Annotated in this window: 13 protein-coding genes and 1 pseudogene; 10 read left to right on the top strand and 4 right to left on the bottom strand. The window is 45.5% G+C overall.

All coding sequences use genetic code 11. The features are described 5' to 3' along the window. Positions 1 to 135: 135 nt before the first annotated feature. A pseudogene (locus ACKTR5_RS09935) lies at positions 136 to 471 on the top strand (IS30 family transposase); the annotation flags it as partial. 119 nt (positions 472 to 590) lie between these two features. On the opposite strand, the gene ACKTR5_RS09930 reads toward ACKTR5_RS09935, so the two are convergent. Continuing rightward, positions 591 to 1,766 (bottom strand): class I SAM-dependent methyltransferase, encoded by a 1,176-nt coding sequence (locus ACKTR5_RS09930; protein ID WP_407881193.1) that lies wholly within the window; start codon positions 1,764 to 1,766, stop codon positions 591 to 593. A 240-nt stretch (positions 1,767 to 2,006) separates the two neighbouring features. Here ACKTR5_RS09930 and ACKTR5_RS09925 point away from each other — a divergent pair, with 240 nt between their 5' ends. Both ACKTR5_RS09925 and ACKTR5_RS09920 read left to right on the top strand, forming a co-directional pair. Beyond that, on the top strand, positions 2,007 to 3,089 hold the full coding sequence (locus ACKTR5_RS09925) for an AI-2E family transporter (protein ID WP_407881191.1): 1,083 nt from the start codon (positions 2,007 to 2,009) through the stop codon (positions 3,087 to 3,089). A 74-nt stretch (positions 3,090 to 3,163) separates the two neighbouring features. Beyond that, entirely contained in the window at positions 3,164 to 3,856 is a 693-nt protein-coding gene (locus ACKTR5_RS09920; protein ID WP_407881189.1) for a 2,3-diphosphoglycerate-dependent phosphoglycerate mutase, read from the top strand. 267 nt (positions 3,857 to 4,123) lie between these two features. Here ACKTR5_RS09920 and ACKTR5_RS09915 read toward each other — a convergent pair whose 3' ends face one another. Beyond that, on the bottom strand, positions 4,124 to 4,270 hold the full coding sequence (locus ACKTR5_RS09915) for a hypothetical protein (RefSeq protein WP_407881188.1): 147 nt from the start codon (positions 4,268 to 4,270) through the stop codon (positions 4,124 to 4,126). Between the two features lie 1,189 nt (positions 4,271 to 5,459). On the opposite strand from ACKTR5_RS09915, the gene ACKTR5_RS09910 reads away from it, so the two are divergent. The 3 genes from ACKTR5_RS09910 to ACKTR5_RS09900 all read left to right on the top strand — a co-directional run bounded on the left by ACKTR5_RS09910 (position 5,460) and on the right by ACKTR5_RS09900 (position 7,703). Next, complete coding sequence (locus ACKTR5_RS09910; RefSeq protein ID WP_407881187.1) at positions 5,460 to 5,783, top strand: hypothetical protein; 324 nt, start codon at positions 5,460 to 5,462, stop codon at positions 5,781 to 5,783. A gap of 27 nt (positions 5,784 to 5,810) precedes the next feature. Continuing rightward, positions 5,811 to 6,176: a hypothetical protein gene (locus ACKTR5_RS09905; RefSeq protein ID WP_407881185.1), complete on the top strand. Its 366-nt coding sequence runs from the start codon at positions 5,811 to 5,813 to the stop codon at positions 6,174 to 6,176. Between the two features lie 1,209 nt (positions 6,177 to 7,385). Next, positions 7,386 to 7,703 carry a DUF7671 family protein gene (locus ACKTR5_RS09900; protein WP_407881184.1) on the top strand — a complete coding sequence of 106 codons (318 nt, stop codon included), beginning with the start codon at positions 7,386 to 7,388 and terminating at the stop codon, positions 7,701 to 7,703. Between the two features lie 64 nt (positions 7,704 to 7,767). Here ACKTR5_RS09900 and ACKTR5_RS09895 read toward each other — a convergent pair whose 3' ends face one another. Further along, complete coding sequence (locus ACKTR5_RS09895; RefSeq protein WP_407881182.1) at positions 7,768 to 9,960, bottom strand: cation:proton antiporter; 2,193 nt, start codon at positions 9,958 to 9,960, stop codon at positions 7,768 to 7,770. Positions 9,961 to 10,364: 404 nt separating this feature from the next. Here ACKTR5_RS09895 and cysE point away from each other — a divergent pair, with 404 nt between their 5' ends. Continuing rightward, entirely contained in the window at positions 10,365 to 10,943 is a 579-nt protein-coding gene (gene cysE / locus ACKTR5_RS09890; RefSeq protein ID WP_407881181.1) for a serine O-acetyltransferase, read from the top strand. Continuing rightward, the gene (cysK, locus tag ACKTR5_RS09885) at positions 10,936 to 11,859 is read left to right on the top strand and encodes a cysteine synthase A (RefSeq protein WP_407881179.1); all 924 of its coding nucleotides are present in this window, start codon (positions 10,936 to 10,938) and stop codon (positions 11,857 to 11,859) included. Before cysE ends, cysK begins: the two co-directional genes overlap by 8 nt. A gap of 94 nt (positions 11,860 to 11,953) precedes the next feature. On the opposite strand, the gene ACKTR5_RS09880 is transcribed toward cysK, so the two are convergent. Continuing rightward, positions 11,954 to 12,517 (bottom strand): MarR family winged helix-turn-helix transcriptional regulator, encoded by a 564-nt coding sequence (locus tag ACKTR5_RS09880; protein ID WP_407881177.1) that lies wholly within the window; start codon positions 12,515 to 12,517, stop codon positions 11,954 to 11,956. Positions 12,518 to 12,638: 121 nt separating this feature from the next. On the opposite strand from ACKTR5_RS09880, the gene ACKTR5_RS09875 reads away from it, so the two are divergent. Both ACKTR5_RS09875 and mutY read left to right on the top strand, forming a co-directional pair. After that, a complete protein-coding gene (locus ACKTR5_RS09875) occupies positions 12,639 to 13,076 on the top strand; it encodes a hypothetical protein (RefSeq protein WP_407881176.1) in 438 nt (145 codons plus the stop codon). A gap of 140 nt (positions 13,077 to 13,216) precedes the next feature. Then, positions 13,217 to 14,344 carry an A/G-specific adenine glycosylase gene (gene mutY, locus ACKTR5_RS09870; RefSeq protein WP_407881174.1) on the top strand — a complete coding sequence of 376 codons (1,128 nt, stop codon included), beginning with the start codon at positions 13,217 to 13,219 and terminating at the stop codon, positions 14,342 to 14,344. Positions 14,345 to 14,355 lie beyond the last annotated feature (11 nt).

Raw genomic sequence — 14,355 nt, 5'->3', positions numbered from 1 at the left:
GCCACCATTATTACCGATTCCATTATTATCAGTGCCCGTTGTCGCAATCGTGATGCCGTTCATTTCTGGTAACCAGCCAGGATAAACAGTGATCGGATCGTTCATGACGGTAATTGGATCCATCGAGAATGATGGGTCAATGCCCAGACTGTGTATCAGGCAATCATAAATTTAATGGCTGAAGTCACACCGAAGCGAATGAGAACGTTAACACCGGATCGAGGAACTGAATTTGCTAACTATTCTGAACTGATGAATGAACTTCAAATTCCTGTCTTTTTTCCGGATCCACATGCACCACAACAGCGGGGAACAAATGAAAATACTAACGGGTTGATTCGAGAGTATTTTCCGAAGAATACAGATTTAGACGATTTGAATGATATTGAAATTTTAAACTTTGTTCGACAGCTAAACCATCGTCCACGAAAGGTCCTTGGATGGAAGTCGCCAGCAGAAGTTTTTTTTTAGTCAGTCGTTGCACTTGATTTGACAAGTTCAATCACAAAAAAGTGGCTCCATACCAGTTAAAAACTGGTATGGAGCCACTAGAAGAGTCTTAATTAAGTAAATAAAATATGATTGAAAAGTTACTTATACATATAATCACGGGTCATTGGCAAGACGCGACCAGATGCACCCTTCGTTAGTAAGAACTGAATGACATCAATATTACCTGATTGGAAGGATGCGGCACAGGCTTGCAGGTAGAGATCCCACATCCGGGCAAACCGTTCGTCAAATTCGGCGACGATTTCATCCCGGTGTTCGTTGAAGTTAGCATCCCAAATTTCGGTTGTTCGTTGGTAATGACGACGAAGTGGTTCCATGTCATTAACTTGGAGCCCTGCGGCAATCATGTGATCGATGTTTTCAGAGAGCCCAGGGACATAGCCACCGGGGAAAATGTACTTATCGAGCCACGCGTTGGTTGCCCCACCTTGCTGCCGGGTGATTCCGTGAATTAACGCAACACCGTGATCGGTCAGGTATTTAGCAACGTCTTCAAAGTAGGCGCCAAGATTTTCCTTACCAACGTGTTCGAACATACCAACAGAGGTGATGTAGTCCCACGTTTCGTCGCCAAGCTCGCGGTAGTCTTGCAAACGAACTTCAGCAACGTCTTCTAAGCCCTCATCCTTGATGCGTTGTTGCACGAGGTCGAATTGTTCCTGACTAAGGGTGATCCCGGTAACCTTCAGGCCGTATTCTTTAGCGGCCGTTAGCATCAGGGTTCCCCAGCCACAACCAATGTCTAATAAACGTTTGCCAGGTTGGGGGTCCAGCTTTTTGATGATGTGGTGAACCTTATTCAATTGGGCTTGTTCCAGTGTGTCATCGTCATGTTCGAAGTAGGCACACGAGTAGGTCATGGTTGGGTCGAGCCACAGCTTGTAAAAGTTATTGCCGACGTCGTAATGACTTTGGATGTCCTGTTTAGAATGAGATTCACTGTGGGACTGTTTTGGCATGAATTTCTTAAACTTACTATCGTTAAAGAAACTGTCAGCACTTTCATAGGCAGCTTCCAACAACCGTTGAATGCTTCCGTCGATCTCAATACGACCATCCATGATGGCCTCACCAAGTGATAATGATGCGTTCCGTGTTAATGAGCGGATGGGGATAACCTCATGAAAAGTAATGGTGATTTCTGGATCACCTTCGCCGCCGTAAACGTCACTCGAGCCATCCCAGTAGTTAACACGAACGGGGATGTTGAACGAATGGCTTAGAAATGTCTTATAAAATGTTTTATCCAGCATGATTTGATCCTTTCATCCGAAAAGTTACAAAACATAGTATAACGCTGAATGCGTTTTCCACTCAACGGTTAGGCATTTAAGTCATTAGAAAATCTAATGATTATCAAGGGAAATGGTTAAGACTGGGATTTGACCGGTAGTGAAAACTAAGGGATTTCTTAGAAACATGACTTAAAAGTGGTCGTGGAAGCGCCACTTGCGGTAAAGTTAACGTAATCAAAATAAACGGGGGAAACAATTGTGACCTATTACCAACGTTTCATTAATAACGTTGCGTTACGGCGCTGGACGGTCCTGGGTTTTATCGTTTTGCTGCTGTGGCTCATGCGTTCCATGATCAGCATTGTTTTGCTGACCTTTGTCTTTACCTTTTTGGTCACACGCTTGGTCCAACTCATTCGGCGGTTTGTTAAAATTCCGCCGGTGGTCCTGGTGATCCTCATCTACCTCTTATTGGTGTTTGGGCTCTACTCAGGCATCACAAGTTACTTACCAAAATTGGTGACAGAAACGATTAAGATGGCGAATACGGTGTATGACTTTTATCGAAATCCGTCGCACGATACGAACTACGTGGTGAATTTCATTAACCAGTATTCTAAACGGCTGGACATCATGAACCAGCTGAAGAACTGGGCAACAGTCATTTTGAACTACGTCGGTTACATTGGCGAAATGGCGCTCACACTGTTCTTCTCGCTGATTCTGAGTTTCTTCTTTACCGTTGAGAGCAAACGGGTAACGGATTTTTCCCGCCTGTTTTTGGACTCAACGTACGGGTGGGTTTTCCAAGACATGGCTTACCTGTTTAAAAAGTTCGTGAATACATTCGGTGTCGTTGTGGAGGCACAGTTCTTCATTGCCATCTGTAACACGGTGATTACAACGGTGGCGTTAGCCTTTTTGAAGATGCCACAGTTACCAACACTTGCGCTAATGATTTTCATTCTCAGTTTGATTCCGGTGGCCGGGGTGATTGTTTCCATTATTCCACTTGGTTTGATTGGGTATTCTGTGGGTGGGTTGGACACCGTGATTTACATCTTGGTACTGATCGCGGTTGTTCACATGCTGGAGGCCTACGTATTAAACCCTCAGTTTTACGCCAGCCGAACGGAACTGCCGATTTTCTATACGTTCGTGATTCTTCTGGTGGGTGAGCGGTTGTTCGGTGTCTGGGGCCTGATTTTCGGGGTGCCACTGTTCACCTTTTTCCTTGATTTGTTGGGCGTTAAGTCGATTGGCCGAAGCCGACCGAGCATCAAGCAGTTACGTCAACGGCGAGCGGCTAAAGCGCGGGATCAACCGACTGATGAAAAATGAGTATGACTATGTAAATTAGGGCACAAATCGGGTATAATCAACCCGTAAGAAATTTTAGAAAGAGGTAGATTACGATGGCTAAATTAGTATTGATCCGTCACGGTCAATCCCAATGGAACTTATCAAACCAGTTCACTGGTTGGGTTGACGTTGATTTAAGCGACAAGGGTGTTCAAGAAGCACAGGCTGCCGGCCAAAAGGTTAAGGAAGCTGGCTTGGAATTCGACTACGCTTACACGTCAGTTTTGACGCGTGCAATCAAGACCTTACACTATGTTTTGGAAGGTTCAGACCAATTATGGATTCCTGAAACCAAGACATGGCGTTTGAACGAACGTCACTACGGCGCTTTGCAAGGCCAAAATAAGGCAGAAGCTGCTGAAAAGTGGGGCGATGACCAAGTTCATACTTGGCGTCGTTCATACGACGTTTTACCACCATTGTTGAGTGCTGACGACGAAGGTTCAGCTTCTAAGGACCGTCGTTACGCCAACCTTGATCCAAAGATCGTTCCCGGTGGTGAAAACTTGAAGGTTACCCTGGAACGGGTTATGCCTTTATGGGAAGACGAAATCGCACCTAAGTTGCTGGATGGCAAGAACGTCATCATCGCAGCCCACGGTAACTCACTCCGCGCTTTGAGTAAGTACATCGAAGGTATCTCCGATGACGACATTGTTAACCTTGAAATGGCAACTGGTGAACCAGTTGTTTACGACTTCGACGAAAAGTTGAACATGACGAACAAGACGAAGTTGGGCAAGTAATTACAGGCTTAACGTGGAGCCACCTCAAATGTGAGGTGGCTCTTTTTGTGTTGTTAAATGGATGGGCGCTAACGTTTGTTTAGAACTTAGGTCTAAGCGTATCCTTTCCATGAATTGGGACAGTAAAGCAGTGCTTGTTAGCGGCCTAACATTAATGCACTTGAGCCAGGATTGACACTTGGCGCTGGTTTTGGGAATCGAACTAATAATTGTCGTGCTAACGAAAAAAACGTCCCAGATGTGGGGACGCCTTTTAACATGGATAAGCTATTTTGGGTTGCCGTCGTCAGAATAACCACCATCACCTGCACCTTCGTCGAGCATAATTGTGGCCGCATTAGCCGTCGCAATTGGGGCAGTGATAATAAATGACATCGCAATAATCAACGTTGCTAAAACCTTATTTTCTTTCATTTATCTTCTTCCTGAAACGTTTGGTTTCAATCCAAAGTAGCATGATAAGAGGGATGACTGGAGAAGTAGGGAGTAATAACACATTTGTAAAAAACAGAAAAATAAAATTATTTTCAAAACTGGTTGGCATCGAAAAGAATGGAACAACATTTGAAACATGTTCTAACTGTTGTGTACTTCGGTCCGTTTGGACTTCTGAATGTGGGGAAGATAACTGTAAGGTGTAATAAAAATAGATTAATTTTACAGTAGGTAGGATTAATAAATATTCTAAGATCAAAATTGTGTTAAAAGTTCCCCAGCGCCAATATGTCATTAATCCGGCATTGCGCATGCTTCCCAAATAATAAATAAAATATTAGAGGGAACAGTGCCGTCAAATATGCTTCGATGATAATTAGCCACTATTTAGATGAGAATGAATTGTGCATATTCTCGCCTCCAGAGGATTACTATTGCCAGTGGCTTAAATTTAATTATAGTCTCATCATTTCATATGTACATAAAAAGGCTTATTTACTTTGGATTTAAAAAATTATAAAGCAATTTTGGTGCAATCAAAGTAGTGGCGAGCCCTAGTAGTTGTCGATATAATGTGACCTAGTCGGTGCCTGACTCATCGTAAATCTGATGAGAGGAGGCTTTCCAAATGCTCCAGTTCCTCACTACCGTGCTTGCGGGAATCCTTGTTGGACTTTGTCTACGAGGAATTGACCATTGGTTAGGTCACGGTAAGCACAAACATTAAGGTACCGATTACCAACCACGCCCGCTTGAAATTTAAGTGTAAAAAAACCCCCATTGCCGCACATGCAATGGGGGTTTTGGCGGTTTTCCGCATACTTCAGTTCCTGTACACATAGGATAACATGTTATTCAAAAAATGCAACTAAACGACGGTCGTAACGAAGGTTAGGTTATAGCCTAGGCTAATCATTTAAAAACAAATTAGTGAATAGCAAAAATGAACTGTTGAGTATTAAATAGTGGTGTCGATCTATTCAGTAAACCTTTGAGTTTTAGGTCGCGGTAAGGAAAGCTAGTTTTCGGATGCATACTGATAACTAGTGGCCGAAAACTATATTCACCGGGAATGTTGCTTGTTGAAAAGTCTATTAATTTAGATTGCTGATAGAGTGTTGAAACTGATGTTAAAGATTGATATGGTGGCTTTAAGAGGTCGATGACTATGAAAACCGAAAAATATATAATTACAAACCACTTGCAAGAAATCTTAGATAATAAACATATCCCGCTTGATGCCTTTGTTAAATATGCTACTGCATACGGATTGTCACGTGCAGTAGTTTATAAAATTGCGGGTAATTATCATTACAGTATGAAGGAAACTATTTCTCATGAATTACAGGTTTTATTAAAAGTTCAACATGACGAATTAATTACGTGGCAACCAAATATGGAGACGCTATTTGATGATGATCAACGTGGATTCACTGTTGATCATTTAAAAATACTAAGTGGTGAAATGTCCAATAGGGGAATCGATTTGTAATATCAAGTATATTCGCAAAATGGGGCAATGAACGTTACTACAAAGTATGCTCGAAATCGTCGTATGTATTTAGACGGTAATTTTAGAATAAACACAAATGGTTTACCGGAACTAAGTTTGATAAATTTTGATATTGTCAATAATCGAATGGATACAACGGCCGCAGAACTCAGCAATTTTCAGTTTCAATTACTGAAGGGAATCATTCGCTTTGCTGAAAAAATTAATGTTTATAAAATTGATTATTTTGCAACTGATAGTGATAGCCAACAAAAAGGTGCTTATGTATCTTTGAAACAAAAAGCTGAAATTTGCAAAACACTTGGATTTGAAGAGTTTACGCATGACTTAGACAGAGTACAAAAGCATTTTGTGAAAAAGATTTTAAACTAAGTGTTTGTAACAGAATTATCGCCGTTTTACTTAGTTATTTGCACAAAAAAAGTCCCGAGCCTTCTCTACTCGGAACTTAGTGAATCAAGGAAAGATTCTCAATCGACGATGAATTCGTTTTACAATTCGGAATGAGCAAACACCTCAATATTCAATTTACGTAATCTCTTGTCCTGGCCTACCTGCCCATTTGTTACTGTCTGCTAATGTGGGCGAAGTAATCATTAGGATGATCACTGGTCGCTCATCACCATTCGGATGACAGGCTAACGGCGGTATAGACATCACGCGTGGAACACATATGACTACTTATCAGTCATACACCTCCCAAGTGAAGCTTGTGATTTGGTTCAAGAAACTCATGAAACAATCTGCGTTGTTAAACACAATTGGTCATTGGTATCGCCTGCTTTAAATAAATCTTCGTAAGAACAATTTACTCAACTCAGTACAATTGGTACAGTGCTTCTTAATGGGACGTTGGTACGATGAAACGTTAAGTTCTGACTGCTACCGTAACCTACTGTGTCACTAATGGGTGGCGCGGATGACGTAACTGTCATCAATGCGCGAGGAACAATGTTTTTCAACATCTAAAGCGTTACGTGACCTGCGGAATACCAGCTAACTGCTGCTGGGGTAGCGGCAACATGTGACCGGGGTTCTGAAAACCAGCGCGGTGCAGTTGCGGATGAGAAGGCGTCGATTGAGGAGGGTAATTCCTTTCCTCACCAGTATAGTAACACGATGCGTAATCGCTTACAACAATCAGGTCTCAACTTTTTAAAAATAAATTCAACCGATTGGTATAGGCGTCTTAACAAAGCAATAAGGCCAATGGTTTTCGTCATTTTTCGTTAAACAATGAATAACGAAAAACCAGTCTTTACGGGAAACAATGTGCCCGTAAAGACTGGTAATGGTTGCGTTACTTGTTAACGATGTGATCTTCACGAACGAACAGGGTGATTTCAACACCATCAACGGTCAGTGTCCGCCGTTCTTCGTTTGGTTCTTGACCCCGTGGAAATGATTCTGCCATATTGATTCACCTCACGATCATTGAATTTGATTACAAGGTAAGTGTAACCGGTTTGATAATTAAATGACAATTTTTAGTCCCCAAAATAATGACGTTAAAAAAGGGCGCCATCAGTTCAGAAAAGTTGTGGTACCATCGAAGGTAATCATAACAAATGGAGTGTGCGCATGAAGGGAAAGTATGAAGTTCATCGATACTTAGGGGTTCCGGTGACGACGAATGCAACAGGGCAATACGTACCAAGCGGGGACGCCCAGCCACATAATTGGCGAACGGGTAAACATACGCGGGGAAAGTTTACGGGTCTGGGGCAGCTCTTCTTGACAGAAAACAACCTCATGGTGGCCGTTGTTGCGGTGTACCCGGTGGCGTTTAAAGATCGTCATGAGTGGACGCCACTGCAACGGTTTACCAGTGAAGCGATTCCAGAGACATTGGTGGCAACACTGAGAGAACAAAACGACATTACGGATGGTCAGAAGTAGCCTAAAATGGCCTTGACGAAAATTTTCGTCAAGGCCATTTTGTTTGGAATTGAGCCGATAAAGGCTACATCGAATCGTTTTGCATGTAGATCATTTCGTCATAGGACACCTGTTGGCGCAGGCTCTTTGCCATGGACTGCGAAATATCTTCACGACTAAGGGCGTCCTGAATGTATTGATATTCAGCCTGAAAGGCGGAGATGAACAAGGCATTGGACTTTTCGTTACCAGCATCCTGGTCATGGCGGAAATGTTGTGACCGTTTGATGTATGAATCACGGACGACGTTGATTGCAGCGGGATCACGCGAAATATCTTGGTTATACAGCCACTGCATGATGGCGTCATTTCCCAGCTTTTCAATGGCAACCAGCAATTGACGGGTGTGGTTCATGGCCGCAAATCGATCCTGGACGGTCGTCGGAACGAGTGCTGTTGTGGACGCAGGTGTTGATTGATTAGATGCGTTGAGTGCCTGGGTGACCGCTTGAGAGACCATCACGGTGCCACTCATTGGCTGACCGGCGGCACTCGTGACATTAGCGGCTGAGCCTTCACTCGCCTGAATGTTAATCCGAGCAACCTGTGACGTTAATGCCGCTTGTGATTGTTCAGCGACAGCTTTTTCATAAAACGCCCGTTTCTGTCGTTTCCACTTCCGGTTGCGCAGTGGGTGAAAGGCGCGGGAAAAAATGACCTTTAACCGAAGTTTGATTTGTGACCGTCGTGATGTATTTGATTGGCGACTGGTAATCATGTATAGATACTTTTGATAAATTTGTTGATCGGCAGGTGACAGATCACCTTGGTCGATTTTTGCAGTGATGGCGTCGGCTTCAACCTGACTGGCACCGGTGAATAACGCCCGGACCGTTTTCCGATCTGGCCGACTGACGGTGCCCTTTTCGCTGTACAACGTTTCGACAACGGTGTGGCGTTCTGAAGTATCAGGAACATTATTTTTCAACCAGGCAATGGCGTAGTCCAACATGAGGTGGTGGGCCTCGGTGAAGTTTTCCTGTTCGCCCTCATTTTGTTTAGGCAGAATGAACGGAATGGTAAATAACGGCGTGACCAAACTGAGCAAGATGACAACGGCCGAAATAAAAATCAACTCGTTTCTCATGGGGAAAGCGACCCCGTGAGCCATGGTAAACGGAATGGAAAAAGCCATGGCAAGGGTCACGGTCCCGTGAACGCCACTCAGTGATAACAAGGCTGCTGATTGGCGGGGGTCACTGTGAAACGGTAAATTAAGAAAACAGCGAATCCACAGGTAGCGGAGGATGATCATAAGCAAATAAATTCCGACGCCGAGACCAACAAGAGTCAGGATGGAAATCTGATGTTTGGCCAAAAGATTTTCGACGATCGTTGGGAGACTAATGCCCAAGAGGACGAAGACAAAACCGTTTAACAGGTTTGTCACAACGCCCCACATGCTGCTGGTTACGATTTGAACCTTGGTGGATGTCAGGCGTAACTGATCCTTTTCCAATCCATGCAGTAGCCCAGCAGCCACGACCGCTAAAATTCCTGAAACGTTTAATTCCTCGGCGACCCAGTAAATGATGAAGGGGGTCAGCAATTGAATCGGAACGCTAATGGAGGAATTGTCGATGTTCCAGCGGATGATACCTAACCGGAGCGCAATGACCATCCACCCAAGGATGAAGCCGACGAGAAGGCCACCAAAGAACGTTTCTAGAAAGACGACCAGGCCATGCGTGGCGGAAAAATTTCCGGAAACAAAGGCGGTCAATGCCAAATTGAAGGCAACGATCCCCGACGCGTCATTAAAAAGGGATTCGTTCTTTAACGTGGCCATTAATCCTGACGGAAGCTGAAGATTTTTCGTGATGGAACTGACGGCGGTGGCATCGGTCGGGCTGACGATAGCAATCAGCATGAAGGCGAGTGAGAGCGCCAGCGCGGGATAAACCCAGTGAACGCCAAATCCGACAACCACCACGGTCGCAACGACCAGCATCACGGCCAGTGAGAGGGTCTCCATGATGTTTCGTGTGAGGGCCGGTCGTGACGTTTCCTGTGCGTCGTTAAACATAATCGGTGCGATGATCCCGAATAAGAAAATTTCAGGGTCAAACTGATAGTGATGATAGAGTGCAAATAAAGATAAAATTCCACCAGCTAGAATTTGATAGAATGCGAGTGGAATCGCTGAAAATTGGTTATAAACAATTTCGGCAGCAATGACTGCAATTAGCAGTAAGCCGATGGCAAAAGCAATACTCATAAGCTGTGTGGTCCTTTTAAATGATTTTATGTTTAGTATAACGGATTGTGGGCTTTTCGTGGAAAATAAGCGTTAGTGGTCAACAATCAACCGGACTCAATTATTAATAAAATGGTTGACTGATAAAAAATAAGTAGTTATACTACGGTCAACTAATAAACAGAGAGAGGAGTGCTTGAAATGATGAAGACGCTGTGTTGTTGTCAATCAGAGATGTTGCTAAGTTCACGGAATCGACGTCATTGTTTAAGCACCCCGACGGCGACTGGCATGTGGGTTATTTAAGTAACGCCCGTTGCGAGTTCACCAGTGTGCAGAATAAATGATTGAACACCCATTCCCGGAATTTGGCTAAGTGAAGCTGAATTGGGGGAGTGGGTGTTTTTTGTTGAAGGGAGCTTTTGATGTTTGAAACAGTGGACAGCATCATCCAACGAGATCCGGCTGCACGCAGTCGTTGGCAGGTGATTTTGACCTATGCAGGTTATCAAGCTGTGGTCGGCCACCGGATGACAAATTGGTTATGGCGCCACGATCATTTACTCTTGGCAGAAGTCCTTAGCCATTGGATTCGGCACCACACAGGGGTGGAAATCCATCCCGCTGCAACCCTTGGTCGGCGACTCTTCATTGACCACGGCATGGGGGTCGTGATCGGTGAAACGGCGGTCGTCGGCGATGATGTCACGATCCTTCACGGGGTGACGCTCGGCTCGCGGCACGATGAGGCGGGGCGCCGCCATCCCACGATTAGGAACCACGTGTTGTTGGGAGCGAACGCCCAGCTCTTAGGACCAATCACCATTCATGATTATGCAAAGGTCGGCGCCGGGGCCATCGTGTTACACGATGTTGGTAACGGCGAGACCGTGGCCGGAAACCCAGCTAAGCTTGTTAATAGCTGGGCGAAACGGTCGTTAAAAGATAATGACAAACAACTCACAAACCAGGAAAACGTAAAGGACGGTAATGAACATGACTAATACACCAACTGACAGCATTTTAAACTACATCGGCCACACACCAATCGTGAAACTTCAACGGATCGTCCCAGCAGGCGCAGCGGATGTGTACATGAAGTTGGAGGCCTTTAACGAAGGCGGTTCTGTAAAGGATCGAATCGCCTTAAAGTTAATTGAAGCGGCCGAAGAAAGTGGCGACTTGACGCCAGAAGTGACATTGATTGAACCAACGTCTGGGAACACGGGGATTGGGATTGCCGCCGTGGCTGCTGCCAAGGGCTACAAGGCCATTTTAGTTATGCCAGATACCGCCAGTGAAGAACGGAAACAATTAATGCGTGCCTACGGGGCAACATTAATTGAAACACCAGGTGCGGAAGGGATTAAGGGATCAATCAAGGTTGCCAAAGAGTACGTGGCTAAGGGCGGTTACTTGATGTTAAGCCAGTTTGAAAACCAGTTGAATCCACAGGCCCACTACGAAACGACTGGTCCAGAAATTGTGGACTTCTTCCACGGCACACCGGATGTCTTTGTTGCTGGGATCGGCACTGGTGGGACGTTATCTGGAACGGGTCGGTTCTTGCGCGAAAATAATGCTGACGTTCAGATTGTTGGGGTTGAACCGGCTGATTCAGCGGTCTTAAACGGCGGTCAACCTGGTAAGCACCCGTTGCAAGGCATTGGAACAGGGTTTGTTCCAGACACATTGGACACCAAGGTCTATGACCGGGTTGCGGATGTTACGGGGCCAGATGCGGTTGCAACAGCTCGCCTGGTTGCTCGCCAAGAAGGAATTTTGCTTGGCTTTTCTGGTGGTGCTGCTGTCTGGGCTGCCATTGAAGAAGCTAAAAAGTTGGGTGCCGGCCACAGCGTGTTAACATTAGCCGCTGATAATGGTGAACGGTACTTATCAACCGCACTATACCAAGACTAACTTGGTTGTTACGGTAAACGCGGGCTAAATAAAATGCAGCGATGAGGGCAATTAATGCGCCTCACCGCTGCATTTTTAATTGGCCCAAAATGTACTATGAGTCGCTGTTTTGGTCAGGATGTTGGTCACGTTCCTGCATGGCCGTAAGAAACCGGATAATGACGTCCTGTTCGGCGTCATTAAATTGTTCAAAAACGTCATCTTGGTTTTGCTGATCGTCTTCTTGAACCCCGTGGGCAACCGTTAAAAGCCAGGTGCCAGCGTCTGTTAACGAGTAAAATTTTTCCCGTCGGTTTTCAGGATTCGTTTGTTCCGCCACCAAGTGCCGACTGATTAAACGTTTGAGGTATTTTGATAACGTCCCAGGAAGAATGTCGAGTGTTTCGCTGATGGTCCGCGCGTTGATGTTAGGGTGTGCCTGAATGGTCTCCAAAACATCACGCATGGGGCCATTAAAGTGATGGTTAACGTGTTCTGACCAGTGCTGCATGTCGTGCATAACGTGGCGATTTTCCTCGCCATGATTGCCGAACGGTCCGCGCCGGCCACCGTGCATTAAAGCTTGGCGGAAGCGCTGGTCAAACGGGTGGTGCATGGTTTCGTAAGCTAATAGACGTGCATAAAGGTCGCCCATCTGGTGAATTTTCGTTTGATCCATAAAAAGCTCCATTCAAATGATTTGATTCTATTTTACCGCGAAATGTTTCTTTTGGAAACAATAGGTGCTATACTCATTAAAGTTTCTGGTGGAAACAGTTATTTTGAACGGGAGTGAGCTTATGAAAACACCTGAAGCAACCCGGTTTGACATGGTGTCTGTCGTCGCCAATGCCAACACACAAAACATTGATGCATTTGATTACGCATTGCAAACGGCACTAACGAACCATGCAGAACTTGGTATAATTGTTTGGATCGATGACGATCAACTGAGTGTGTTTAACGCACTAACGCCCCGGTACATGAAAAAGATGACGACGGATGCGCAAAAGTTTGCGGCAGATCTGTGCGACGTTGCGAAAGCCATGGGCGTCTCAAAGGTTAGCGTGACGGTTAAGCAGGGGAGTAATTTAGCTAGACTGACAGAAGAAGTGTACTGTACCGATTTTTCATACGATTTGTTGGTTATCGGTGAGGATCGCCACGATCGTCAGCAGATTCAACGCGCAGTGAACTTTGTGATGGATGACCTCGAGTGCGCAGCCGTGGTGCTATAAATTAAATAATGAAATGGAGATGATTCGCGACAGTTATGTGCGAAGCATCTTTTTTGTTTACAGATTGGCCTTTGTTTATGCACGGTTAGTGGCAATGTGCTACGATAACGCTACATTAATAAAAGAAAATGAGGCTGTTTATGGAACACTGGGAACCAACAAAAATTGCCGACTTTCGGCGAATACTCTTGGCATGGTACGACACCGAGGGACGGGAGCTTCCGTGGCGGCGTGACCAAGAACCCTACCACGTGTGGGTTTCTGAAATCATGCTCCAACAAACACAGGTCAACACGGTGATTCCGTACTACGAGCGGTTTATGAAGACCTTTCCAACGGTGACGGCGCTTGCGGCTGCGCCAGAAGACCAGCTGCTGAAGGCATGGGAAGGATTAGGCTACTACTCACGGGCACGGAATCTACAACGGGCCGCGCAAGAAATCGTCAACGATCGGCATGGTGAGTGGCCGACAACGGCCGCCAGACTTCAAGAGTTGACGGGGATTGGGCCATACACGGCCGGTGCGATTGCCAGCATTGCGTTTGGTGAACCCGTGGCCGCCGTCGACGGTAACGCATTTCGTGTCTTTAGCCGACTACTAAAGATCGATAATGACATTGCAAAGCCAGAGACGCGCGCTGTTTTTGAAACAGTCATTAATTCAATCATTGACCCTAAGCGGCCTGGCGATTTTAACCAAGCCATTATGGATCTCGGAAGTAGTTACATGACGGCAAAAAATCCGGATAGCACCCATTCACCCGTGAAGGCGTTTAATCAGTCCTACCTTGATGGTGACGAACAAAAGTACCCGGTGAAGACGCCGAAACCACGACCGGTGCCAGTGAACTATGTTGCACTGGTGATTAAGACGCCAGCAGGCTATTTATTAACGAAGCGCCCGTCAACCGGGCTTCTCGCAAACTTATGGACCTTTCCGTTAATTGAAGAATCAGCGTTGTTAACGGAAGATGAGGACGAGACAACGGTACTAACGGATGAAGTGCTGGCGAAGCGTGCCAAAGAAAACTTTGCTCAGGAAACGACGCTGTCATTGCCATTTACGCCGGTAGCAGGGCGGCGCGTGACCCATACGTTTACGCACCGAAAGTGGCAAATTCGGCTGTTAGCGGTGGACCTTCATGAAACCCCAGACTTGAGTTTGTTTGCGGGTGAAGCGGTCACCGTTGATCGTTTTGAGGAGTACCCAATGCCTGTTGTCCAACAGAAAATGTGGCGGGCGTGGACAAACGCACAGACTAAATAACGGAGAGTAAC

The organism is Furfurilactobacillus entadae, from assembly GCF_045862745.1.
GTDB classification, from domain to species: Bacteria; Bacillota; Bacilli; order Lactobacillales; family Lactobacillaceae; genus Furfurilactobacillus; species Furfurilactobacillus entadae.
The sequence above is the reverse complement of the archived record's forward strand: the minus strand, read 5'-3'. Positions and strand labels throughout refer to the sequence as shown.

Coding starts and splice junctions, on each gene's coding strand:
- ACKTR5_RS09910 (WP_407881187.1), top strand. CDS start 5,460: ATGAAAACCGAAAAATATATAATTACAAACCACTTGCAAGAAATCTTA.
- ACKTR5_RS09900 (WP_407881184.1), top strand. CDS start 7,386: ATGAAGGGAAAGTATGAAGTTCATCGATACTTAGGGGTTCCGGTGACG.
- mutY (WP_407881174.1), top strand. CDS start 13,217: ATGGAACACTGGGAACCAACAAAAATTGCCGACTTTCGGCGAATACTC.
- ACKTR5_RS09930 (WP_407881193.1), bottom strand. CDS start 1,766: ATGCTGGATAAAACATTTTATAAGACATTTCTAAGCCATTCGTTCAAC.
- ACKTR5_RS09920 (WP_407881189.1), top strand. CDS start 3,164: ATGGCTAAATTAGTATTGATCCGTCACGGTCAATCCCAATGGAACTTA.
- cysE (WP_407881181.1), top strand. CDS start 10,365: ATGTTTGAAACAGTGGACAGCATCATCCAACGAGATCCGGCTGCACGC.
- ACKTR5_RS09895 (WP_407881182.1), bottom strand. CDS start 9,960: ATGAGTATTGCTTTTGCCATCGGCTTACTGCTAATTGCAGTCATTGCT.
- ACKTR5_RS09875 (WP_407881176.1), top strand. CDS start 12,639: ATGAAAACACCTGAAGCAACCCGGTTTGACATGGTGTCTGTCGTCGCC.
- ACKTR5_RS09915 (WP_407881188.1), bottom strand. CDS start 4,270: ATGAAAGAAAATAAGGTTTTAGCAACGTTGATTATTGCGATGTCATTT.
- ACKTR5_RS09905 (WP_407881185.1), top strand. CDS start 5,811: ATGAACGTTACTACAAAGTATGCTCGAAATCGTCGTATGTATTTAGAC.
- cysK (WP_407881179.1), top strand. CDS start 10,936: ATGACTAATACACCAACTGACAGCATTTTAAACTACATCGGCCACACA.
- ACKTR5_RS09880 (WP_407881177.1), bottom strand. CDS start 12,517: ATGGATCAAACGAAAATTCACCAGATGGGCGACCTTTATGCACGTCTA.